Genomic DNA, 22,034 nt, shown 5'->3' on the forward strand with positions numbered 1-22,034 from the left:
GGGCCTTGCCCATTACCGTTGCCGATGAAGACGCGTCTGGGTACGAACACGAGAAAGAGAGTGACCCCGACAATCGGGATCACTCTCTTTACTACTGCTTACTACTGCGTGAAAATCAGCCCCTTAGCCGATCTGTTCCGCAAAGTGCTGCGCGTTCTTCAGTAAGATCAGCAGATCACCGATCGTGTATTCACCGGAATCATGCATCGTCTGCAGATCAGGTACAGGTAGATGGCCGCTGTCCACGAGAGCCCGGACCCGATTGACTATCTCGGTCGCAGGCCCCAGATCGACGCCCTGGCTCTGGGCGATAGCCACGAGGGTTCCCACCGCTAAAACTCCGGCGGCAACAGCGAGGATTGCACCGACGAGTTCCTGGTTGCTGCTTCCCAGCGCCTCCAGGCCGGGGAGCCCGCCACCGATAGCATCAAGATCAATGCCCGTGGTCAACACCTCGCCGAGGTTGACGTTGGCCCCCGAACTGAACTCATCAAGCTGCCCGGGACTGCCGTTGAACAGATTGATGTCGGTGGCCGTGGCGATACCCGGTACTACACCGTTGTCGGCACGCTGCCAGAAGGTCATGTAGTTCCAGCCGCCGGGAATGCTACTCGGAGGCCTATTCTCGTAGGCGGCGAGCCAGAGTGGGTAGTCACTGAATTCGGAGGTATTGTCCATGTTCACCCGCCAGAAGTACCGGTAGGTGTAGATAATGGGCTTCCGCCCCGTGAGTCCCTCGATCTCGGTAACAAATTCGCGCACCCAAGCCCGTAATGCAGCCGGGCTGAGGCCTTCCGCGTGCTCGATATCCAGGACCGGAGGCAGCGAGGGCTGGGGCTGCATCGCGAGGGTCGCAGCATATTCAGCCGCCTGCACCGCCGCAGACGAGTTTGGGCGGGCCATGTGATAGCTACCGATCAGCATGCCTGCGTTACGGGCCTGCATGGAGTCAGACACGAAATAAGGATTGATGTAGCCGTTACCTTCGGTTGCCTTGATGAAGGCGAAACGGTGGCCGGATGCGGAGACCTCACGCCAGTTGATCGCGGTGCCATTAGGGTGTTGCCAGCTCGCGACGTCGATGCCCCGCGGCGAGGAAAGACTGAAAGCAGCGGCTTTCGGCGCAGCCGACAGTGCCACCACCAGGGTCAGCGCGGTCAGGAGTGCGGTCACGGGAATGAGAACGGTCCGGTGTCGGGCCGTGCGCACGGAAGTGCGATCGTGCGTGAAAAAGTACATATCAGTAAATCTACCCACACATCACATCAATCCCATTATTCACACCTGCACCAGAGGAAACAGTGAGGGGTATCACGACCTCAGTCCTTGTGCCCACCCCCATCCGCGCGTGAATGGCCCCCTACACTCAGCACCTCAAAATCACGGTGATCCAGTTGCATGACCGAAGCCACTGGGCGATCGAGCATCACGTACCCGGAATCTGAGCGGGCGGCCCGCCAGGCACGGACCAGTACCGCGATGAACAACGGGTAAATGACAAGCGCGATCCCAACCAACGCCACGAGCGCGACTTTCATGTCATCGTGCATGATGTTCCAGCAGAAATGAGCCAGGAACGCGACGCCGATCCAGAGTGCCGCCGTGCCCACACGCCATAGGAAACTGCGGCGAGCGGTGAATACCGCAACCCCGATACCCCAACCAACAAGCCCAGTGAATAATACGTGCAGGAATGGGCCTGCAATCATGCGCAGTCCCCACATCTCCAGCATCCCGTCCATGTCACTGACCGGGTGATACAACGCACCGATCACCGCGTAACCGGCGTTCTCCACCACCTCGAATCCGATTCCGACGAGGACACCTGTGGCCAAGCCATGCCAGGGCCGCACCAGTTGACGAAAACTGAATAGGATGATCAAGACGCCCAGAGACTTGATCGTCTCCTCCGGGTAAGCACCACCCCAGGATGCCTCGAAGAGATCCAGCCCGAGCCGCGCAGGCAAATCCATCGACGCCGTCGCCAACGGGAAGACGAGCAGCGGCGCCACTGTGGCACCCCACAACAGTGACGTCACGACATACCCGGCACCGGCGCGAGGCCAGAGTGGAGTCAGTCTGATCGCCGTGACCACGACACCGAGTTCCACCGCAGCCAACAGAACACTTCCCCCGATAACCCCAAACGATGGCATCTCGCCATCAGTGGCCAAACCGGCGAACAGCGATATCACCACCACCAGCACGCCCCCGACCAGACCGATACCGCTAAATATCCACAACACGGTCCGCAGCAACCTATTCATACCCGCGTCTCCGACGTCAGTACTGACGGTAGCTCCAACTCGGTGACATCACGCTCACCGTTATTGCGTACCTGTGGCAGAACGAGGTCAGTGTAAGCATCACCCCGTTTACCGAAGACCGCGACAACCAGCAGCTCGCCCTCATGATCGCCTGTGCCAGGCAGCGCCAGACCCGTGAACTGTTCCTCCGGTTCCTCACCCGAAAACATCACCATTCTCGTCCCGTCTTCCTCCGGTTGGTGGAGTTCCAAGAGGTCGCCGTCCCGCATCACCTCAAGTTTCTTCGCCTCAAAGATCCCCATCGCGCGCATCATTCGGCGCGCGGCGAGTTCCGGATCCGGGACATCCTTGACAACCAGAGACTTGACCTGGGTTCCATCGCAGTCCCAGCCCCCCTCCATGACCGTATCCTGGAGCTTGTCACATATCACCGGTTCCCCGCCCGCGTACCGCAACGGAATCTGCCATCCACCGCCGATGGAATCTCCGAGAATCACCTCACCGACGGATCGTGCGGACCCGGGCAATCGGTCCATGACGAGCAGCGGAACCGATATCACTAGCATCAGCACACCGATCAATTGTGCGACGTGTGCAGGCCGGAAGTGCGGTTTCAGACGGTATTGTCCCACGCCCGTCGATGATACCTGTACGGAACAGTGAAGATTACGGCCCGCAGGACGGATTCCACGGTTACGGGAAACCCGTACAGTTGACTTTATGAAAGATCTCTACCGCTATGTGAACGGCCCCTGGCTCGACTCCCACGTCATACCCGAAGATCGGGGTGTCGATGGCAACTTCCACAAGCTCCGCGACCGCGCGGAGGATGACGTCCGCGCCATCGTCGAGGCCGACACCGGGCGCGCCGGAATCCTCTACGACAGCTTCATGGACATCGAGGCCATAGAAGCCGCCGGAGCCGCCGCCCTGGATGCCGATCTGGACCAGCTCAATGTGGACACGCCCGAAGAACTCGCCGCCGCCCTGGGGCGCCTCGACCGCGAGGGCATCGGTGCCCCCGTCGGTTTCTGGGTGGAGAAAGACTCCGCGGGTGAGGAAGCACTGGCCTACCTCGTCCAGTCGGGACTCGGACTGCCTGATGAGGCCTACTACCGGGATGCCGCCCACGCTGAAACTCTGGCCACCTACCGCAGTCACGTGGCGACCATGCTCGACTTCCTTCCTGTGGAGCGTCTGGGCGGACTGTCCACCCAGGACGCCGCCGAGCGCATTGTCAACGTGGAAAAACGTATCGCCGCCGGGCACTGGGATGTCGTCTCCTCACGCAATGCGGTGAAAACGTTCAACCCCACCGAGTTCAACGAACTCCCCGGTCTCATCGGCACCCTCTGCGCGGCATCCGGGCTACCGGAACACCGTCTCATCGTGATGATGCCCTCCTACCTCGACCACCTGGATCAACTCCTGAGAGAAGCTGACCTCGTCGACTGGAAACTCTGGGCTACCTGGCACATCCTCAACGGGCGAGCCGGCCTGCTCACCGACGAGATCAGCCGAACCAATTTCACCTTCTACGGAACCGTCCTGCAGGGTGCCACCGAACAGCGGGATCGCTGGAAGCGCGGTATCGGGCTTGCTGAACGCTTCGTCGGGGAGGAAATCGGCAAGCTGTTCGTCGCCGAGCACTTCCCACCCGCCCACAAGGAGAAGATGCTCACCCTCGTCGACTACCTCATCGAGGCATACCGTGAACGCATCAGCAATCTGGTGTGGATGACAGAGGAGACCCGGAAGAAAGCACTGGTCAAGCTGGACAAGTTCACCGCGAAGATCGGATATCCCGACAATTGGCGCAGCTATGAGGGCCTCACCTTCGAACCCGGCGGCGCCAACCTGGTCACCAACGTCCGCCGGGGAAACGCATTTCTCCACGACTATGAGCTGAACAAGATCGGCAAGCCCGCCGACCGTGACGAATGGGTAACCACGCCGCAAACGGTCAACGCCTTCTACAACCCCGTTGTCAACGACATCACCTTCCCCGCGGCAATCCTTCGCCCGCCGTTCTTCGACCCCGAGACCGATGCCGCCACGAACTTCGGCGCGATCGGGGCCGTCATCGGCCATGAGATCGGCCATGGTTTCGATGACCAGGGCAGCCAGTACGACGGCGACGGAAACCTCAACTCCTGGTGGACGGATAAAGACCGCAGTGCTTTCGAGGAACTTACTTCCCGTCTGGTCAGTCAGTTCAACGGGCGTGTACCCAGCGTGTTGAGCGGCACAGACTCCACCGGAGTAAACGGCGAGTTCACCCTCGGGGAGAACATCGGGGATCTCGGCGGACTTGGTATCGCCGTCGTCGCCTACCGACGCTACCTGTCGGATCAGGGCCTCGACTTCGATTCGGCCCCCACCGAAACCGTCGACCACGAGGGTGGTGACCCGGACATGGAGAGCCGTGAGTTCACCGCTCTGCAGCGTCTCTTCATCTCCTGGGCGCGGGTCTGGCGGACGGCCGTCCGCCCAGAGCTTGCCACCCAGTATCTCGCCGTCGATCCCCATTCACCTGCCGAGTTCCGTTGCAACATCATCGCCGCGAATGTCGACGAGTTCTACGACGCTTTCGATGTCCACCCCGAGGGACCGATCTTCCTCGAACCCGGACGCCGCGTCACCATCTGGTGATACCGGCCCCGAGAGAATGACCCCCGGATGACAAACCATCCGTCGCCCTGTGCACAGCCTGCGGCACATGGGCGACGGCAAAGCCGAAAAACTGGCTGAACATCATTCTGGAGGTCTTCGTCTTCCTCATCTACTCGTCCATCGCCACGAAGGCGGTGACGGGCCGTTCCCTCGTGTCCACGTCCCGGCACTGGACGGCACACCTCCCACCAGATGGTGGACAACCCAGACTCATTCCGATGGGCTCGGGGCCATGTCCGGAGCGGGGCTTTGAGGGGACTGGAGGGAATCGGATCCTCATACGACAGGTGGGGCATCCAGAGCGTACTGGCGTTGATCGTCGTCTACCCCACCTCCAGGGTGCTCGCTCCGGTGGTGTGGCCGAAAGGTGTACTCACCTTCGACCTCATCGGTCCACTCGGTTTCTTCGCGCTGGCCGGCGCCGCGGGCGGAGCCGGGTGCGCCGCACTCGTCGGATTACTGATCGCGGCCATCGCTGAGTCTGTACGCGCGAAGAACCAGCGGTAGGGACAACTCCACCACTGACACTCTCTGAGGGGGCCAATGTGTTTGTTACCAAGTAAGTTACCGGGTAATATACTTGGTAACCGCACCACGCCCGATTGTCTAAGGATCCGACGATGTCAATAAAGTTCGCGCTACTCGGACTCCTCGATGACGAACCCTGCGGCGCAGGGAAACTCCGGCAGCGCTTCGAAGACCGCACACAGGGGATCTGGCCGATGAACATCGGGCAGGTCTACCAGACGATCCAACGACTCGACCGCGACGGACTCATCGAGAAAACCGGAACCGACACCACCTCCACCCGCCCCGCCGACATCTACACCACCACCGAGGCCGGACGAGCAGTCCTGGAGCAGTGGTGGAACGAGCCGACCCTCCGACCCCGCAACGACCGCGACGATCTGGTCATCAAGATCGCCGTCGCAACCGTCATCCGGGGGGTTGACAGCCGGGAGCTCATCCAGCGGCAACGCGAGGCCACGATGCAGGAGCTCCGCGAGATCACCCTCGCCAAGGCCTCGATCCCCCCGGCCCGCACCGCGCAACGTCTCCTGCTCGAACGCCGCATCTTCGACCTTGAGGCCGAGGCACGCTGGCTCGACCACATTGAAACCCTCGCCGACCCGGAAGGCCTCCGATCATGACCACCTCCCCCATCCTCACGCTGGAGAACGTCACCCGACTGCACTCCGACGGCCCCAACACCATCGCGGCCCTCGAGAATGTCAGCCTCTCCGTGGTCCCCGGCGAACTGGTCGCCGTCATGGGACCCTCGGGCTCCGGGAAGTCGACCCTCCTCAACGTCGCCGGAACCCTGGACACCCCGAACCACGGCCGCGTCATCATCAACGGGCGGGACACCGCAGGACTCTCCCCCACGGAGCGCGCCGCAATCCGCCGCCGTGACGTCGGCTTCGTCTTCCAGTACTACAACCTGGTCCCCACGCTCACCGTCGCGGAGAACGTCGCCCTCCCCCTCGAGCTCGACAACGTATCCCGCCGCGAGGCACGCACCGCCGCGCTCGCGGCGCTGGCGGACATCGGCCAGGCCGAACTCGCCGATCGCTTCCCCGCCGAGGTCTCCGGCGGCCAGGCGCAACGAGTCGCCATCGCCCGCGCCCTCGCCGGTCAGCGTTCCCTACTGCTCGCCGACGAACCCACCGGCGCGCTCGACACCACCACGGCGGAATCAGTGATGATGCTCCTGCGCTCGCGGATCGACGCCGGTGCAGCCGGCCTGCTAGTCACCCACGAACCACGCTTCGCGGCTTACGCCGACCGCACCATCTGGCTTCGCGACGGACAGCTCGTCCAGCACCGCACCGGGAGGGACGCCCGATGAACGCCTGGCTCACCTCCGCCCGGATCGCCCGGCGCGACCTGATCCGCCACCGGTGGCGTTCCCTCGCCGCCGTCCTCCTGTTCGCCCTGCCCGTCATGGCGGTCCTCGTATTCACGGGAGCCGTTCTCAGCGAGAGAACCAACCAGGGGACCGATCCCACCGGCGGCTACGACAGCGTGTGGCTCGATCACACGCCCTGCACCGCTGGGGACGACCTCTGCGAAGGGCCCGATGCCGCCACCGTCGCGAAGACCGACCGTCAGCGGATGTCCGAGAACCTCGGAATGGACCCCGGCACCCCAATCGCCACCTTGGACACCGAGGTCCGGATATCCACGCCCGAAGGCACCAGCTTCAACCGTACCGCGACCGCGCTACCGGACACCGTCACCGGAGCACCGCAACCCGGTTCCTTCATGACCTGGGGACACACCGCGAGAGGCCTCGGTCTGGAACCCGGTGACACAGCGACCGTCACGGTTCTGGACAGTGACGGTGCCGGACACTCCCTCGAACTCACCTACACAGGCCCGACTCCCAGCGGAACATTCCTGTCCCTCGCCGACGTCCCGGGGGCACGGATCATCGACGATCCCGCCTTCACCGGTGCCCCCGAGACGTCCCCGTGGCAGGTCAACTATCTGATCCCCCCGGGACTCACCGACCGGACCGCTGATGGTGAGGTCTTAGAACGGGCCGGCCGCACCGGTGTCGACATCAGTTTCCGAGCGGCGCAGGGTGAAAAAACGGCCCCCATTGCCCGGGACATCCTCCGGGGACTGACCAGTGACAGTGCCCTCCTGAACTGGATACTGCTCACCTTCGCACTCCTGATCGTCATAGCCGTCGTCACGCCAATCTTCGCGGTCGCTGCCAGACGTCAGACTAGGCTCATGGGTCTGCTGTCGGCCACCGGCGCAGCGCCGACGCATCTGCGCCACGTGCTGCTCATCCAAGGGCTGATGGTCGGCGCCGTGGGTGCGGTCCTCGGCAGCGTGCTCTCCCTCCCCGTCGAACGGGTGCTGATCGGGCTTACCGATCCCGGGTCCGCGGTCTACTGGCCCTGGGACCTCGCACTCCTGGTCATCATCACCTCACTGATCGTCGGTGTCGGAGCCTCCCTGCTCCCCGCACTACAGATGGGGCGGCAGGATCCGGTTGTCGCACTCCGTGGCGGACGCAGCACCAGGATCCGCCGGTTCTCCCGGCCCATGATCATCGGACCAGTGATCATGCTCATCGCCGCATGGTGGGGCGTCACGGCCGACTCACCGTTCATCCACGCCCTCACCCAACCTCTGCTCGGATTGGGGCTAGTCCTGTCTGCCCCTGTCCTACTCTGGGGGACAGCCGCCGTCGCCGCACGATTCCCCCTCCCCGGGAGACTCGCCTCACGCGACGCACTACGTTCCATGACGAGGACCGCTCCCGCAGTCGGAGCGATCGCCGGCATCACCTTCGTCTCCACCACGTTCCTCAGCATCTTGTGGCTCCCGTCGACCGTGTACGAGGGCGAGAACAGACTCCCGGATGACGCCGCACTGTTCACCACGACAGGCGCGATCCAGCTCACCCCCGATGCCGCACACCGACGCATCGACGGGATCCTCGATGCGCCCCGCACCGCACAAAGCGACATCCTCACCCCCGAACCAGGACTGTGGAACACCACTGACTGGGAGGGGCTCGCCGCCGCCGGCAGCGCGACCGCCGACGACGAGTTCTACCTCGACCCCCCACTGTTCCAAGACTGGAACGCCCATGGTCTCCCCGGCATCCACACCAACGTACTCATTAACGACGGCTCAGCGGTCACCGCACTGGAGGGACTCACGGACAGACAACGCGCCGCGATCCGCACGGCGCTGGACAAGGGCGAGATCGTCGTCACCGATCCGGACCTCACCGTCGACGGTCAGGCGGCATTCGGCAGAGAGAAGCGACGGAACCACGAATCCCCGTCACCCCGGGAAAACGAACACGCCACGCAGACCGTGAACACAGGTGGATTCGCCCACCGCGGCGTCACAGCGACGGAGGAACCGCGGAACCACGAGGTTCTCACCCACCCGGCGACGGTCATCCCCCTCGACGGCCCCGGTGTCTGGCTACTCACCCCGGAGACCGCCACCGAGATCGGCATGAGAACCACCTACGCGGGCACCCTGGTGCGTACGTTCGACCCGATCAGCACCCTCGACTCCTTCCGGATGAGCACGGAAGTGAACAGGGACCAGCCGCTCCGGGTGGAAACGGCCAACGAACCGCCCTACCAACAGTTGACCTGGATGATCCCACTACTGATCACCTGCCTGATCAGCTACGGCATCGTGGTACTGCTCATGCTGCTCACCGCCGCGGAATCCCGCAGGGACACCGATGTCCTCACGGCGGTCGGTGGATCACCCCGGGTCCTCGCCCGGTACGTCGGCGCACAGGGCCTGATCATCGGACTCGGCGGAACGATCTCGGGAACCCTGGCCGCCTTCATCCCCGTCCTGGGCGAGATGCTCGACGGGGGTGGGAACGGTTTCCTGGAGGGGGTCTTCCACCAGGTCAACGCCGTTCAACGGTGGACCGACCTCCTGGCCACCCTCATCGGCATCCCGCTCCTCGCCTGGGTCACCGGCCTGGCCATCGGTACCTGGATCGCCAGGCACCGACGTCCGTTAAGCGAGCGGCGGGACTAGGGCAGCGCCGTGAACCGGACAACCACATGCACAACACTGCCCCGGAACGCTGATGAGCGTTCCGGGGCAGTGTTGTGCAGATCAGCGGAAACCGGGACGCCCACTGTCCAACAGCAGCTCAGCGGTTTCGAGAACCCGTGAGCTCGTTCCACCACTTGACAATAGGCAGATCATGCAGCCATGCCAGAGCTGAATTTAATCCGACGAGTACCGTGGACATGCGGAAACCCCATCGGAATACTGACCCCAGATCAAAGACTCCGTCGTGCACACTCGACCCCACACTCGATCCGGCATAAAACTCTGAACTCCCGACCGGCTTTTCCTCCCCCGCCGACACCGTGAAACTGGTTGTGTTCTGAACTCCCGGATAATCGGTCGTTTCGTCGGAAGTCTCCGGGATCTCGGCGTTGACAATAACCGTCACGGGGGACGCTCCCGCAGGCAGTGGCTCCACCACATACCGCGCAAAAGCGTACCCATCCTTGTCGGTCAACACAGGATCGAGATCTTTATTCGCGACCCTGAAGGTCACCGGTACTCCGCTCACCGGTCCTTCCGGACCAGAGACCAGAGCAACAAGTTGGATGCTCCGTGGTGTTCCATTTGAAATGAGATCTGCTTGCTCACCCACAGTGAGCGTACGCTGCACATTATTTCTACCTTGCGGCAGAACTCTCAGCACACCCGTCGCATCGGGCCCCACCAGGACATGGCCGGACTCTTTCCCGCTCGTCAGGCGCGCCCGCAGACGATGATCAACCGGCTCACCGTTAATTGCCACGCTATCCACGCTCACGGGGATTACTGCTAGACCTTCCGGACTCACCGGAACCTCTGCCTTCTTCACGAGATCCAGGTACAACGCAACATTGGTACCGTCAGGGATCTCATCCTGCCCTTCGGGGAGAGCGACCTGAACGACAATGTCCTTCTCCAACGTCGAACCGTTCGACTCCAACGGAGCAACAGGCAATATGGATAGCTCCGCCCCAACCTTCGTAATACCTTCTCGGAGATCAACCTTCGGAAGAACCTGCTCAAAGGTTCTGTGCACCGTGACAGCATCGTTTTCCGGCCCAATTCTCCAGGTCACCGTCGGCTGATAGTAGCCTCTTTCAATATCTTCAGCAGTGACCGTATGCCGGGCATAACCGCAATTCTGAACGGAGTTCGCCGGGAAGGTCTTCCAGCGGCAGTTTTGCGGTGCATTATCTGGATCGAAGAATTCAAGCTCACCATCGGGAATTATCCCGATCGGGTGATCAAACGGGTTCGTAGCCCGAAAATTGTATCGGATAACATCTCCCGCCTTTTTCACATCAGCAGCATTCAGTACTGAAGGATCGATGGTCACCTGTTTCTCAGAAGATTCAACTCCATCCACGACATGGACCCGGAAGTGACCCTGCTTGAACAAGCCATAATCTTCAATACGGAGAAGCCCATCCACCTGTCCAGTGGACACATTCTCAGGAGCGGTAACAGTAAACTCCACCGGAACTGAAGAACCAGCAGGAATAGTCACGGAAGAGGTCTCGGTCACCCATCCGGCAGGAAGATCGATCTCAAGTTTTCGATCAACAATATCGTCATCAAAAGGGTTAGTCAGCAGCGCAGAAACCGAGATTGTTTCCCCAGGCCGAACAATGGGTGACTCCACCTCGGACCCCAGACACGATGCTCCCAACCACGGCAGATTGAAACGGGCAAAGTGAATACTGTTACTGTTCCCCCTGTTACTTCCCTCAAAAAGAAGACCGACAGAGCCATCCGGGAGCGTCGCCATCGACGTGTACTGAACATCATTCGGCCGAAATTCCTTCGCCACCGGCCACGTCTGTCCATCATCACAACTCATCCTGACGGTACCGGCCTCACGTGCAGTGGTCGACGCCGTATTACTAAACAACAACACCTTCGCCTTTGCGGAACCCTCCGGGGCATTAGGGAACGCACGAATGATGGAGGCATTGTTCCGTGGATCCGGAAGTGAATGGTCCAACGTGGGCTCCGACCATGTCACACCACCATCACGGCTGTAACTGATCTTGCGATAAGTCTCGTTGCCCGCAGATGAACGAGAATTATTCATCAGCGTTCCGTCGGAGAGTTCAACAATCTTGTTCTCATCCATCGACACGCCCCACGGGGTTCCCGCATACCAGGTCTCCCCATAATCATCGGACAACCATGCCACCGCTTCATAGCTGTCAGACTCGGTGACAACCATCGCTGGCTGAACCAGCCTTCCGGCGTGCGGTCCGTACTGAAGCTGAATACCGTTACCCGACGTCGCAAAGCGCGAACGCCACGGATTGTCACCGGTAACCTCCGCAGTAATCACGTTATCGGCAGACCACGTGACACCATCATCCTCACTCCGCGCATACGCGGCATGCAGAACCGATCGGTCATCCGGGGCAGTACCCGGCCTCGATCCCCCAAGCCCCTGGTCAAAGCTCTTCACATGAAAATTGAAGACACGTCCAGTTACCCAGTCCACAACCACCGAAGGATCTGAGAATCCCTGGGGCACAATCGGATCACCAGCAGCGACTGTTTGCTGATCCCCCCAGGATAGTCCACTGTCTCCAGATATTCTCTGGACAACGCTATTCGGCTGTGGCGCATCCGCACAATTATCCGGACGGCCATCCCATGAAGCCAGGACATTTCCGTTAGGCGCCACTCCGAGCGAGGGAATGCGGTAGCAATTGAATCCATCATTGCCCCCCTCCGCTAGAGTTTTCTCCTCATAAAAAGGCTTAACAGCGAGATCGGCATCACTGTCAAATCCACGAACACTCTGGTGTCCCTCCCCAACCTCAACCGCAAACGTTGGAATCGCAGCAGAGGTGACCACCACGGCAACAGCACAGGCCATACCCACAAACCTGGCTGATGTTCTTCTTTTTTCCATGCACTGCTCCTATTGCAGAAATTAAACATCATTCCTGTGCTACCCCTTGAGGAAATACCACACAGGCACCACAACGGTGATCCCAATTGGGCCGTCACAGCTAAATGAAATCCTAGCGCATAGATAATATCATCAATTCCGCAGCTCAACCGCCCAAATAAAGAGAACTGAATAGCAACACCAGTTCCGTAATTATCAGGAATTGACCCCGCAAAAAATAGCCCAATTGAAGCAGTTCATACGCACACCAAAAATCCCACAACCACAGGACAGAATGCCTAGAAACGCATACCCTCTAACTCCAAAAGCCCACGCTTAAACGTCAAACCCCCGGCAAAACCGCCGATGGCCCCACCCGACGCCAACACTCTGTGACAAGGCACCAGCACAGGCAGCGGATTCGAGGCACACGCCGACCCCGCCGCACGAAACGCCCGCGCATTACCCGCCAACTCCGCAAGCTCCGCGTAACTCACCGTCTTCCCGAACGGAATCCCCCGCAACGCCGCCTGCGCCCGCTGCGTGAACGTCACCGGCTCCGGCACATCCAACGACACCTCAAACACCTGACGTTCCCCCGCCAGATACTCCCCGATCTCCCCGACCGCCTGTGTAGCGTGACGCGCCGCCACACCGGAACCAGGACGGTCGTCGATAAGCGCCCCGCGGAACAGCACCCGGCGCACACCCGCATCACCGGCAACCACCGTCAACGGGCCGAACGGAGTGTCAAGCGTGCGCAACGCGAACATATCCATTGGCCAGACACTACCCGCCGGTAGCATGGCCACCATGAGCGAGACACCCGACAGACCCCAGGTCATCCACGACGACGCAACCGGACGTGACTTCGTCGTCGGCGGAACCGAAGGCGGACTCGACGAAGAGGGACAGCTCGAACAACTCACCTGGTACATCAACCAACACCACCCTGCACCCGACTGCACCCCGCCCTGGGCCGGCGGTATCAGCGACCGGCCCACCTGCGATGACTGGGCCGCACGCCTACCTGACCGGCTCACTCACGCCGCCATGCTCATGCTCGGCACCGCCGCCGGACACCGCATGCCCGGTGTCGACTACCTCGGCGGGGTCACCGCCGAGGATCTTCCCGGGATCGGTGTCATGTTCACCCCCTCCGAACCCACGGGAGACTGGGCAGTCAGCCTCCACGGGGGCGGGTGGTGGCGCGGCGCCGGAACCTGTCTCGACAACGCCTGGCGGCCCGGAGTCGCCGCCGTGGCGGAACTGTCCGGAACAACCATCATCGACGTCGACTACCCCCTCGCACCCGAACACTCCGTCACCGCGATGTGCGCCGTGACCCGCGCCGCCATCGCCCACGCCCGCCAACAGGGTGCACGGCACGTCGCCGCCTGGGGTGAATCCTCCGGTGCAGCGCTGGCCACCCTCGTCGCGGACGACGTCGACAAGCTCCTGCTCACGCGCCCCAGCCTGCACCTCGGCGGACTACCCGACACCGTGCGCGGCGACGCCGAGATCCCCGACCCCGCCACCTGGCCGCGCACCCTGATCCAGGTCGGTGAACAGGACACCACCGTGCCGCGCTTCCGGTGGGCGGAACACGTCGCCGAGGTACTGACCTATACGGCACAACACACCATCGTCACACCCACCGTCGCCCGGAAGATGGCGAAGGACGCCGCCGAATTCCTCCGGGCCTAACCTTCCAGCTGGGGTACCCGGCACCGACCGGCCTCGACACGACGGCACGGCACTCAACACGCGCACCGGGCCGGAAGGCTCACCCCGGGTACCACTCCCCCTTGTCTCCCCCTGTCGCTCTCTGCTGCTGGGCATCGTTAATACGTCGTGAGCGTGGCGTCGATGCGCAGTCGTACGTTGTCGGGATACCGCCAGTGCGTGCAAACACCTCTGCAGTACCGAAACGACCAGGCACACTACGCGTCACTAGTACGTGTTAACACGTGATAACAAGACCTCGTATCGTCGGAAGATCGGCGGACTGGTGCCTGTCCCGTCCGGTTCCCTGACTGCCGCCTGATCGCCCCCTCCGGGAGTCGGGGTGCCACCGGCCGTCGTCAGTACGTGCAAACACAAAACTTCCGGTAGGCCGAACTGGGGAAACAGCTCTCACTAGTGCGTGTTAGCACGTAATAACGAGAACCGAGGCAGCAGAAAACCCGGGCGGCCCAAGGGGTGCCGCCCGGGTCCCGGGGTATCGGTCAGCTGTCGAACTGGCTGAGGTCGATGCCCTGTAACGGGTCTGCCTCGTTGCCCTCTTCCATGGGCTCATCGGCCTCGCACAGGGTGAGCGTTGCGCCGGTGGAATCGGCGATGATCAGCATGGTGCCGAACTCGGCGTCGAAGGGGCCGCGGATGATCTCCCCGCCAAGTTCGGTCACCTTCTCCGCCGTCGCGGCGATGTCCTTGACACCGAGGTACGTCTGCCAGAAGCCGGGAACCTGCGGCGGGAACGTGCCCTCCGCGTCCCAGACTCCCGCGAACGGGGAACCATCGACATCAATGAGGGTGTAGCGGGCGCCGTCCTCGTCGAGCCTGCGGACGGTCCAGCCGAACAGTTCGGTGTAGAAGTCGACGGCGCGGTCGTAGCCGCTGGTAGCGGTGAGTTCGTGCCACACGGAGGTACCGGGTTCCCCACCGGAGACGAAGCGTTCCTCTCCGGAAGGCTCGATCACACCGAACATCGCACCCGCGGAGTCCACGAGAATAGCCACCTGCCCGAGATGGACCTCGAAGGGCTCGGTGAGAACGGTGCCGCCGAGTTCCCGGGTGCGGGCAACGGTGGAGCTAATGTCGCCGGTGAGGAAATACGTGATCCACGTGTCGGGCTGCGTCGCCTCCTGCGGCTGTTCGATGAAACCTGCGACGGGCAGGCCCTGGGCGCGGGCGAGCCGGTAACCGGGGGCGGCCTCCTCAACGTCCCATCCGAGGATCTCAGCGTAGAAGTGCGCGGTTTTCCGCATCTCGGAGGTCGTGAGGTCGATCCAGAACGGCATACCGTCCTGCGCCATGAACGCGGGCATTACATGTTCCTCCACTTTTCGGGGTCGAAGTCATCGTTGGCGGTGGCTTCGTCGAAGAAGTCATCGTCATCGTCGCTGGGCGCGGCGACGCGTGCCGACGCTCCACCCACTGTCACAATGTCCCCGACCCGAAGGGTACGACCCCGCCGGGTGTCGGCCTCACCGTTGACCGTGACCTCACCGGCGGCGATCGCTTCCTTTGCGGCACCCCCGGTGTCCACGAGGTTGGCGAGCTTGATGAACTGCCCGAGTTTGATTGTGTCGTCCCGGATCGCGACGTCGACTGCTTCCATACGTCCCAGTGTACGGGCGTGGTCAGTGGTACCTGGCACTGTCCGCCCGGTTGCTGTCCTAGGTGAATCGCACCGCAGTTCCCGTGGCGGCGACGAGCAGCATGTTGCCTTGTCCTAGGACGGCATACTCGATGGACACGCCGACGACACCGTCGGCGCCGAGGTCGATAGCCCGCTGCACCATTTCCCCGAGAGCGGATTCGCGGGCAGTCGCTGCTTCCTGCTCATATCCCTGGCTACGCCCACCGACGATGTTTCGGAATCCGGCGGCAAAGTCCTTCAGCGCGTTGATACCGACGATGGTTTCACCGGCGACGACACGGATGTAGTCACCGATCTCGCGTCCCTCAATGGTCGGGGTGGTGGAAACGATCATGGCCTGTTCTCCTTGTGATGGTGGTGTGACTCATCACCGAGTGTAGGGATATCGACGTGACAGCGTCCGGTATCAGATGAGGCGCACAGCGGTACCGGTCAACATGATCTCGACGTTCCCGATACCTCCGGAATACGGGTGACTGACCTGGAGCCCGAGAATCGCGTCAGCACGCAGCTCAGCGGCTTCCTCACGGAGCATGTGGAGTGCCTTGTCCCGCGCTTTGAGTGCGGTCTCGGTCTTCTTCGCCTCGCTGCCACGCAGAGTGTAGGCGGCACCGGTACCGGTGACGACGCCGAGATACTCGTAGACCTCTCGCCCGGCGACAGAGTCCGTGGTGGTGATGATCATGGTGTGAGCCTCTCGGAAGGATACGGGTTCAGTGCGCGAGTCTAGACCGCTGTGGCGACCCCGTGCAGGCCTTCGAGGAGCATGTAGGCAGCAATCAACGCGAAGACCACACCGCTGACCAGATCGATCAGGGGGGCGTTGCGGATGATCCGTACGGCGAGGGTTCGGACTGCGAGGGCGAACCCGACGAACCAGGCGACCCCTGTGACGGTCAGGATGAGCAGGATCGTGACCCCCGCGATGAGACCGCCCTCCGGGTCGACGAACTGGGCGAAGATCGCGGCGAAGAAGAGCACCGCTTTGGGGTTGGACAGATTGGTCGCGAGACCGGTGCGGAAAGATGCAGCCGGTGCCGTGGCACGTTCGACGGTGGTGGTGCCCGCACGGTTCGCCGGCACCCGGGCACGCTCCTTTCTGCCCGTAATTCCTACCCGGATGGATTTGACCGCGATCCACGTGAGGTAGCTGCCGCCGATGATCTGCAGGATGTGTAGCAGGCCCGGGTGAGTGGTCATCAGAGCGGACAGACCGATGAGGCTGGCGACGATCCACAGGGTGTTGCCGGCGCAGATACCGAGTGCGCACCACACCCCGTCCGCCCGGCTGCGGGCACCCAGCCGGATGATCTGGAGGGTGTCTGGGCCGGGGCTGACGATCGCCGCGATCCAGACAACGAGCAGGGTGGAGAGGGCGGCAACAGGCATGTGCCAGATGTTACCGCCCGGGATGGGCCGTAAAGACGGGGATCACACCTGGTCGGTCGGCATGATGAGCATCGTGTCGATGTTGACGTGCGCCGGCATGGACGCGACCCAGCGGACGGCTTCGGCGATGTCGGCGGCGGTGAGGTTGATTTTCCCGTCGTAGACGCTGGCCGCACGCTCGGTGTCGCCCTTGAAGCGGTTGAGGGAGAAGTCGGTCTCGACGCGCCCGGGATCGATTTCGCAGACCCGCAGTGGGGTGTCGGCGGTCTCGATACGCAGAACCCGGGTCAGCGCGGCGACGCCGTGCTTCGCGGCGTTGTATCCGCTGCCGCCCGCGTAGGGGACACGGGCGGCGATCGACCCGATGTTGATGACCTGCCCGTGTGACCGCGTGAGACGTTCCAGTAGGGCCTTGGTCACGCGCAGGGTACCGAGCACGTTGACCTCATACATCCAGGTCCAGTCCTCGATCTCGGTTTCAGAGACGGGGTCAAGGCCCAACGCACCACCAGCATTGTTGACCAGGAGGTCACAGCGTTCAATGTCGGCGGTGAACTCCTGCACACTCGCATCATCGGTAACGTCCAGGTGGCGGGCGATGCAGCCGGTCCGCTCGGCGAGCGCCTCAAGCTTCTCCATACGTCGCGCCCCGGCAATGACCGTCCACCCGTCGGCAATCAGCGCCTCAACGCAGGCTTCTCCGATACCTGCGGATGCGCCGGTTACGACGGCGATCCGGCCCGTGTTTCTTGATGTGCTCATGGGTTCATTCTGCCAGCGTCTCGATCGAGTGGACCCCACCATCATGGAAAAGCCCCCAGACATGGGGATACTCTTCACCCCACCATATCCACATCAGTCACTGTCAATCGCTGGCCCCGGTATCCGTGGATCTGACGTGGGCAGGATGATCAACACTGGAACCCTGGATAACTGGCCGGGGTTCCCTCCATGTATTCCTCGCGCGCAGTGATCCAGCAGGTGTCAGGCACACAACCACGTGACGGGGCTTCCGCATCATTCTTCGATGAGGCCGGATGCTCCCCTGATGCGGTTGTCCACCATGCCGACGGCCTCCATGAGCGCGAAGCAGGTGGTCGGACCGACGAAGGAGAATCCAGCCTTTTTCAGCGCCTTGGCGAGAGCAAACGACTCCGGGCTGGTGGTGAGCTGTTCAGCGGCCGAGTCAGGTGGCGTCCATGCCAACGGGGTGAAGGACAGCACCAACCGGGGTAGCCCGCCGCTCTCCCGGAGGACTAGCGTGGCGCGGGCGTTGGTGAATACAGCGCGGATCTTTGCGCGGTTCCGAATGATCCCGGAGCCAGCCAGCAGTCTGTCGGCGTCCGCGTCACCCCAGGTGGCGAGCACCTCCGGGTCGAATCCCGCGAACACCTCCCGGAAGGCGGGACGCTTGCGCAGGATGGTCTCCCACGACAGTCCCGCCTGGAACCCCTCGAGACAGATGCGCTCGAACAGTCCCTGTTCATCAGTGACGGGGCGGCCCCATTCGTGATCGTAATAGTCACGGAGGAGATCGGAGGTGCAGGCCCATTTCGGCCGGATCCTGTCATCCGCCCCGAGGACAAGACCCCGGGCGGCGAGATCGTCGGTGTCATTCATGGCTTCACCCTAGGACACCGGTTTTCCCGCAATCGACGGCCGACACCGCCCCCTGTGGACAGACACCTCGACAACCCGGTTCATCCACAATCCTGTCAGGCGGTGACCTGGCGGATCGTGATGTTGATGCGACCCTCGGTGAGCCCGCAGTTGTCCGGCGTGGTGTCCGCGATCAGGCGGGGCACCCCGTGGAACGCCAGGCGCGCGGGCCCACCGAAGACGAGTGCGTCACCGGATTCCAGCGGGATGTCCCGCCAGGGGCGGGTCCGTCCATCCACGGTGGCGATGCGGAAGATCGCGGCAGCTCCGATGGAGAAACTCACCACCGGGGCAACACTCAGTTCGGTGTCGTCACGGTGCATCCCCATCCTTGCGCCAGGTGGGTAGTAATTGATCAGTACGGCGTCGGCGCGGTAGTTCTCCACCCAGGGATCGAGTTCCGGTGCGTGGCGGGCGGCGGCGGAGAGCGCACCACGAGCGAGATCAGAAAGGAGGTCCGGAACCGGTGGAACAGGCGTTCCGTCCGGGGTGCGGGAGCTGTAGCGGTACGGGTTGGTGTGGAACCAGAGCCCGAGCGTGGTCATCCAGACACTCATCTGCCCGCTGCGCAGGACGGGTCGGCGCATGGCGGCCGGTCCGCGGGCGTGGGCACGGGCGCCGGTGACCAGACGGGACTGCGTGTCGGGAGCGAGCCAGGCGGGCAGGTGGACGACTCCGGGGATGATGCGGGTAGGTTCGCGGGGCAGCGCACCTGGTTCGAACAGTTGTGCCATGAGATCACCGTAGCAGCGCCCGGTGGATACACTTCCCCCGTGTCCACCTTCGATCTGACCCGCATCGGTGCCGGGCTTGCGGCGGCGCGAGCCGTCGGTACGCTCGGCGACGCCCTGGCTGGCACCGGGGCTTGTGTCGTACAGGCCCCGCCCGGCACCGGTAAGACCACTCTGGTGCCGCCGGCCCTGGCGAACATCACCGGAGGGAAGGTGGTGGTCACCGCACCCAGGCGGGTGGCTGTCCGCGCGGCGGCGAGGCGGCTCGCCCACCTGGACGGCTCGCGGCTGGGTGACCGAGTGGGTTTCACGGTGCGCGGTGAGCATCATGCGGGGTCGCGGGTGCAGTTCGTGACGCCGGGGGTTCTGCTGCGCCGGCTCCTGGCGGATCCGGAACTGGCAGGTGTGGATGCCGTCGCCCTCGATGAGGTGCACGAACGCCAACTGGACACCGATCTGCTGGTGGGCATGCTCACCGAGCTGCACCAGTTGCGTGACGATCTGGTGCTGACCGCGATGTCGGCGACCATCGACGCCGACACGTTCGCTGGTCTGATCGGTGGCCCTGTGGTGTCCACCGAGGCAGTGACGCACCCGCTCGACGTCCGGTACATTCCCGGCGGTACGCGGCTGGGTGCACGGGGTGTGGAGTGGGCGTTCCTCGACCACATGGCCCGGGTGGCCGTGGACGCCGTCGCGGAACTCGGGCATTCGGCGCTGGTGTTCGTGCCCGGCGCGCGGGAGGTCGACCGGGTCGTGTCGACGATCCAGGGACTCGCCCCTGGCGTGCCGGTGCTGCCGCTGCACGGACAGCTCGCCGCTGCGGCGCAGGATGCTGCCCTGACGCCTGCGGACCGGCCGCGGATCGTCGTCGCAACGTCCATCGCAGAATCCTCGCTCACGGTGCCGGGAGTGCGGATCGTCGTTGATTCGGGGCTCGCCCGGGTCCCGCGGCGGGACGCCTCACGCGGCATGACCGGCCTGGTGACCACGACGTGTGCCGCATCCTCGGCGGACCAGCGGGCCGGTCGCGCCGGTCGTGAGGGCCCGGGAACCGTTCTGCGCTGCTACGAGCCCCGCGTGTACTCGACGATGCAGCCACACATCACCCCGGAGATCGCGACGTCGGATCTGACGCAGGCAGCGCTCCAGTTGACGTGCTGGGGCACACCCCGTGGTGTGGGGCTTCCGCTTGTCGACGCCCCACCCACCACAGCGATCACGGAGGCCGAGCAGGTGCTCCGACGCCTGGGGACGGTCAACGCTGATGGGGCTGTGACGCCGTTCGGGCGGAGGCTGGCGGGTATTCCCGCCAGTCCCCGGTTGGCACGGGCGCTGCTGTTGACCGTTCCGCTGCTCGGCGAGCGGGCGGCGCGCACGGTCGCACTGCTCGCCGATCAACCCCGTGGGGACGTCGCGGCTCAGGCCCGTGCGGAGCGGGGGCGGCTCGGCCGGGAGGCCGCTCGGTTGATGCGGCTGGCCCGCGGCGCGGAGGCCGAGTCGGATTATCCGACCACGCATCCCGAGGGCCTGGTCACCGCGCTGGCGTACCCGGAGCAGGTGGCCCGGAGAACCGGCGGCGACTGGCTGCTGGCCAGCGGTACCCGGGCGACCCTCCCCGGCGGTACGGGTCTGGATGACGCGGAGTGGCTGGCCGTCGCGGAGGTCACCCGCACCACGGCGCGGGAGGGGCGGACCGGTGCGGTGATCCGGGCGGCCGCCCGGCTGGACGAGGAGACCGCCTTGGCCGTGGTCGGCGTGTCGGAGACCGTGACCGCGACTCTCGAGGGTGGGCGGATCCGGGCCCGGAAGGTCCGCAGCGCCGGGGCCATCGAGCTGAGTTCGACCCCGACGAGCGTCGACAAGCGGCACGCCTCGGAGGCGATCGCGGAGGGGCTACGGACCGATGGCCTGGGGGTGTTCACCTTCTCGGCGGCGGCGAACGACCTGCGCCACCGGCTCGCCTGGTTGCACACCCACGTCGGCGATCCGTGGCCGTCGGTGGCGGAGGGGGAGCTGCTGGCGAATCTGGATGCCTGGCTGGCTCCCGATCTGGAGCGTATCGCCCGGGGCACCCCTCCGGGGACGATCGACATGCACGCCGCACTGCGCCGACTGCTCCCCTGGCCGGAGGCGGCGCAGATGAACGAACTCGTGCCCCAGCGCCTCACCGTACCGAGCGGGAACAGTCACGCCATCGACTATTCGGGGGAGAAACCCGTCGTGGCCTGCAAGCTCCAGGAGTGTTTCGGCCTCGCGGAGTCACCCAGGATCACCGGGGTCCCGGTGCTATTCCATCTCCTGTCACCAGCGGGACGGCCGCTGGCGGTGACCGATGATCTGGCGAGCTTCTGGTCCGGGCCCTACAGCGGGGTGCGCGCGGACATGCGCGGCCGCTACCCGAAGCACCCATGGCCGGAGGATCCGTGGACCGCGACCGCGACGGCGCGGACGAAACGCCGGATGTGATGAATCGAATAACACAGCAC

Annotated in this window: 20 protein-coding genes; 7 read left to right on the forward strand and 13 right to left on the reverse strand. The window is 63.4% G+C overall.

All coding sequences use genetic code 11. From position 1 onward, the window contains the following. Positions 1–123 precede the first annotated feature (123 nt). From QWU43_RS09040 to QWU43_RS09050, 3 genes are all read right to left on the reverse strand, one after another. Complete coding sequence (locus tag QWU43_RS09040) at positions 124–1,239, reverse strand: glycoside hydrolase family 25 protein (protein ID WP_370917661.1); 1,116 nt, start codon at positions 1,237–1,239, stop codon at positions 124–126. An 80-nt stretch (positions 1,240–1,319) separates the two neighbouring features. Beyond that, positions 1,320–2,267: a PrsW family intramembrane metalloprotease gene (locus QWU43_RS09045; protein ID WP_370917662.1), complete on the reverse strand. Its 948-nt coding sequence runs from the start codon at positions 2,265–2,267 to the stop codon at positions 1,320–1,322. Beyond that, positions 2,264–2,833: a hypothetical protein gene (locus QWU43_RS09050; RefSeq protein ID WP_370917663.1), complete on the reverse strand. Its 570-nt coding sequence runs from the start codon at positions 2,831–2,833 to the stop codon at positions 2,264–2,266. The genes QWU43_RS09045 and QWU43_RS09050 overlap by 4 nt, the downstream gene beginning before the upstream one ends. Before the next feature lie 154 nt (positions 2,834–2,987). Between QWU43_RS09050 and QWU43_RS09055 the strand changes: the two genes are divergently transcribed. From QWU43_RS09055 to QWU43_RS09075, 5 genes are all read left to right on the forward strand, one after another. Next, positions 2,988–4,919, forward strand: a complete 1,932-nt coding sequence (locus tag QWU43_RS09055) for a M13 family metallopeptidase (RefSeq protein ID WP_370914754.1) — start codon at positions 2,988–2,990, stop codon at positions 4,917–4,919. A 270-nt stretch (positions 4,920–5,189) separates the two neighbouring features. Beyond that, positions 5,190–5,447 carry a hypothetical protein gene (locus QWU43_RS09060; protein WP_370917664.1) on the forward strand — a complete coding sequence of 86 codons (258 nt, stop codon included), beginning with the start codon at positions 5,190–5,192 and terminating at the stop codon, positions 5,445–5,447. A gap of 113 nt (positions 5,448–5,560) precedes the next feature. Continuing rightward, a complete protein-coding gene (locus QWU43_RS09065) occupies positions 5,561–6,091 on the forward strand; it encodes a PadR family transcriptional regulator (RefSeq protein WP_370917665.1) in 531 nt (176 codons plus the stop codon). Further along, positions 6,088–6,789, forward strand: a complete 702-nt coding sequence (locus tag QWU43_RS09070; RefSeq protein ID WP_370914757.1) for an ABC transporter ATP-binding protein — start codon at positions 6,088–6,090, stop codon at positions 6,787–6,789. Before QWU43_RS09065 ends, QWU43_RS09070 begins: the two co-directional genes overlap by 4 nt. Continuing rightward, a complete protein-coding gene (locus QWU43_RS09075) occupies positions 6,786–9,479 on the forward strand; it encodes an FtsX-like permease family protein (RefSeq protein WP_370917666.1) in 2,694 nt (897 codons plus the stop codon). The genes QWU43_RS09070 and QWU43_RS09075 overlap by 4 nt, the downstream gene beginning before the upstream one ends. A gap of 118 nt (positions 9,480–9,597) precedes the next feature. Here QWU43_RS09075 and QWU43_RS09080 read toward each other — a convergent pair whose 3' ends face one another. Both QWU43_RS09080 and QWU43_RS09085 read right to left on the reverse strand, forming a co-directional pair. Next, positions 9,598–12,402, reverse strand: a complete 2,805-nt coding sequence (locus QWU43_RS09080; RefSeq protein WP_370917667.1) for an exo-alpha-sialidase — start codon at positions 12,400–12,402, stop codon at positions 9,598–9,600. Between the two features lie 278 nt (positions 12,403–12,680). Continuing rightward, entirely contained in the window at positions 12,681–13,160 is a 480-nt protein-coding gene (locus tag QWU43_RS09085) for a methylated-DNA--[protein]-cysteine S-methyltransferase (RefSeq protein WP_370917668.1), read from the reverse strand. Positions 13,161–13,194: 34 nt separating this feature from the next. Between QWU43_RS09085 and QWU43_RS09090 the strand changes: the two genes are divergently transcribed. Then, entirely contained in the window at positions 13,195–14,088 is an 894-nt protein-coding gene (locus QWU43_RS09090) for an alpha/beta hydrolase (protein WP_370917669.1), read from the forward strand. Between the two features lie 521 nt (positions 14,089–14,609). Here QWU43_RS09090 and QWU43_RS09095 read toward each other — a convergent pair. From QWU43_RS09095 to QWU43_RS09130, 8 genes are all read right to left on the reverse strand, one after another. After that, a complete protein-coding gene (locus tag QWU43_RS09095) occupies positions 14,610–15,431 on the reverse strand; it encodes a VOC family protein (RefSeq protein ID WP_370917670.1) in 822 nt (273 codons plus the stop codon). Continuing rightward, positions 15,431–15,724: an RNA-binding S4 domain-containing protein gene (locus QWU43_RS09100; RefSeq protein WP_198735144.1), complete on the reverse strand. Its 294-nt coding sequence runs from the start codon at positions 15,722–15,724 to the stop codon at positions 15,431–15,433. The genes QWU43_RS09095 and QWU43_RS09100 overlap by 1 nt, the downstream gene beginning before the upstream one ends. A gap of 58 nt (positions 15,725–15,782) precedes the next feature. Then, positions 15,783–16,100, reverse strand: coding sequence for a YbjQ family protein (locus QWU43_RS09105; RefSeq protein WP_370914762.1), 318 nt, complete (start codon positions 16,098–16,100; stop codon positions 15,783–15,785). Between the two features lie 72 nt (positions 16,101–16,172). Beyond that, complete coding sequence (locus tag QWU43_RS09110) at positions 16,173–16,451, reverse strand: heavy metal-binding domain-containing protein (protein WP_198735146.1); 279 nt, start codon at positions 16,449–16,451, stop codon at positions 16,173–16,175. A gap of 41 nt (positions 16,452–16,492) precedes the next feature. After that, the gene (locus QWU43_RS09115; protein ID WP_370917671.1) at positions 16,493–17,155 is read right to left on the reverse strand and encodes a LysE family translocator; all 663 of its coding nucleotides are present in this window, start codon (positions 17,153–17,155) and stop codon (positions 16,493–16,495) included. Between the two features lie 42 nt (positions 17,156–17,197). Continuing rightward, a complete protein-coding gene (locus QWU43_RS09120) occupies positions 17,198–17,917 on the reverse strand; it encodes an SDR family oxidoreductase (RefSeq protein ID WP_198735148.1) in 720 nt (239 codons plus the stop codon). Between the two features lie 255 nt (positions 17,918–18,172). Then, a complete protein-coding gene (locus QWU43_RS09125; RefSeq protein ID WP_198735149.1) occupies positions 18,173–18,775 on the reverse strand; it encodes a DNA-3-methyladenine glycosylase I in 603 nt (200 codons plus the stop codon). 95 nt (positions 18,776–18,870) lie between these two features. Further along, entirely contained in the window at positions 18,871–19,548 is a 678-nt protein-coding gene (locus QWU43_RS09130) for an alpha-ketoglutarate-dependent dioxygenase AlkB (protein WP_370917672.1), read from the reverse strand. A gap of 39 nt (positions 19,549–19,587) precedes the next feature. Between QWU43_RS09130 and hrpB the strand changes: the two genes are divergently transcribed. Next, a complete protein-coding gene (gene hrpB, locus QWU43_RS09135; protein ID WP_370917673.1) occupies positions 19,588–22,014 on the forward strand; it encodes an ATP-dependent helicase HrpB in 2,427 nt (808 codons plus the stop codon). The last annotated feature ends 20 nt before the right edge of the window (positions 22,015–22,034 follow it).

The organism is Corynebacterium sp. CCM 9204 (assembly GCF_041357695.1).
In the GTDB taxonomy this organism is placed as follows: Bacteria; Actinomycetota; Actinomycetes; order Mycobacteriales; family Mycobacteriaceae; genus Corynebacterium.

Excerpts from the sequence above, each read along its gene's own strand:
- QWU43_RS09040 (WP_370917661.1), bottom strand. The coding sequence starts at position 1,239 with ATGTACTTTTTCACGCACGATCGCACTTCCGTGCGCACGGCCCGACAC.
- QWU43_RS09045 (WP_370917662.1), bottom strand. The coding sequence starts at position 2,267 with ATGAATAGGTTGCTGCGGACCGTGTTGTGGATATTTAGCGGTATCGGT.
- QWU43_RS09050 (WP_370917663.1), bottom strand. The coding sequence starts at position 2,833 with ATGCTAGTGATATCGGTTCCGCTGCTCGTCATGGACCGATTGCCCGGG.
- QWU43_RS09055 (WP_370914754.1), top strand. The coding sequence starts at position 2,988 with ATGAAAGATCTCTACCGCTATGTGAACGGCCCCTGGCTCGACTCCCAC.
- QWU43_RS09065 (WP_370917665.1), top strand. The coding sequence starts at position 5,561 with ATGTCAATAAAGTTCGCGCTACTCGGACTCCTCGATGACGAACCCTGC.
- QWU43_RS09070 (WP_370914757.1), top strand. The coding sequence starts at position 6,088 with ATGACCACCTCCCCCATCCTCACGCTGGAGAACGTCACCCGACTGCAC.
- QWU43_RS09075 (WP_370917666.1), top strand. The coding sequence starts at position 6,786 with ATGAACGCCTGGCTCACCTCCGCCCGGATCGCCCGGCGCGACCTGATC.
- QWU43_RS09080 (WP_370917667.1), bottom strand. The coding sequence starts at position 12,402 with ATGGAAAAAAGAAGAACATCAGCCAGGTTTGTGGGTATGGCCTGTGCT.
- QWU43_RS09085 (WP_370917668.1), bottom strand. The coding sequence starts at position 13,160 with ATGGATATGTTCGCGTTGCGCACGCTTGACACTCCGTTCGGCCCGTTG.
- QWU43_RS09090 (WP_370917669.1), top strand. The coding sequence starts at position 13,195 with ATGAGCGAGACACCCGACAGACCCCAGGTCATCCACGACGACGCAACC.
- QWU43_RS09095 (WP_370917670.1), bottom strand. The coding sequence starts at position 15,431 with ATGCCCGCGTTCATGGCGCAGGACGGTATGCCGTTCTGGATCGACCTC.
- QWU43_RS09100 (WP_198735144.1), bottom strand. The coding sequence starts at position 15,724 with ATGGAAGCAGTCGACGTCGCGATCCGGGACGACACAATCAAACTCGGG.
- QWU43_RS09105 (WP_370914762.1), bottom strand. The coding sequence starts at position 16,100 with ATGATCGTTTCCACCACCCCGACCATTGAGGGACGCGAGATCGGTGAC.
- QWU43_RS09110 (WP_198735146.1), bottom strand. The coding sequence starts at position 16,451 with ATGATCATCACCACCACGGACTCTGTCGCCGGGCGAGAGGTCTACGAG.
- QWU43_RS09115 (WP_370917671.1), bottom strand. The coding sequence starts at position 17,155 with ATGCCTGTTGCCGCCCTCTCCACCCTGCTCGTTGTCTGGATCGCGGCG.
- QWU43_RS09120 (WP_198735148.1), bottom strand. The coding sequence starts at position 17,917 with ATGAGCACATCAAGAAACACGGGCCGGATCGCCGTCGTAACCGGCGCA.
- QWU43_RS09125 (WP_198735149.1), bottom strand. The coding sequence starts at position 18,775 with ATGAATGACACCGACGATCTCGCCGCCCGGGGTCTTGTCCTCGGGGCG.
- QWU43_RS09130 (WP_370917672.1), bottom strand. The coding sequence starts at position 19,548 with ATGGCACAACTGTTCGAACCAGGTGCGCTGCCCCGCGAACCTACCCGC.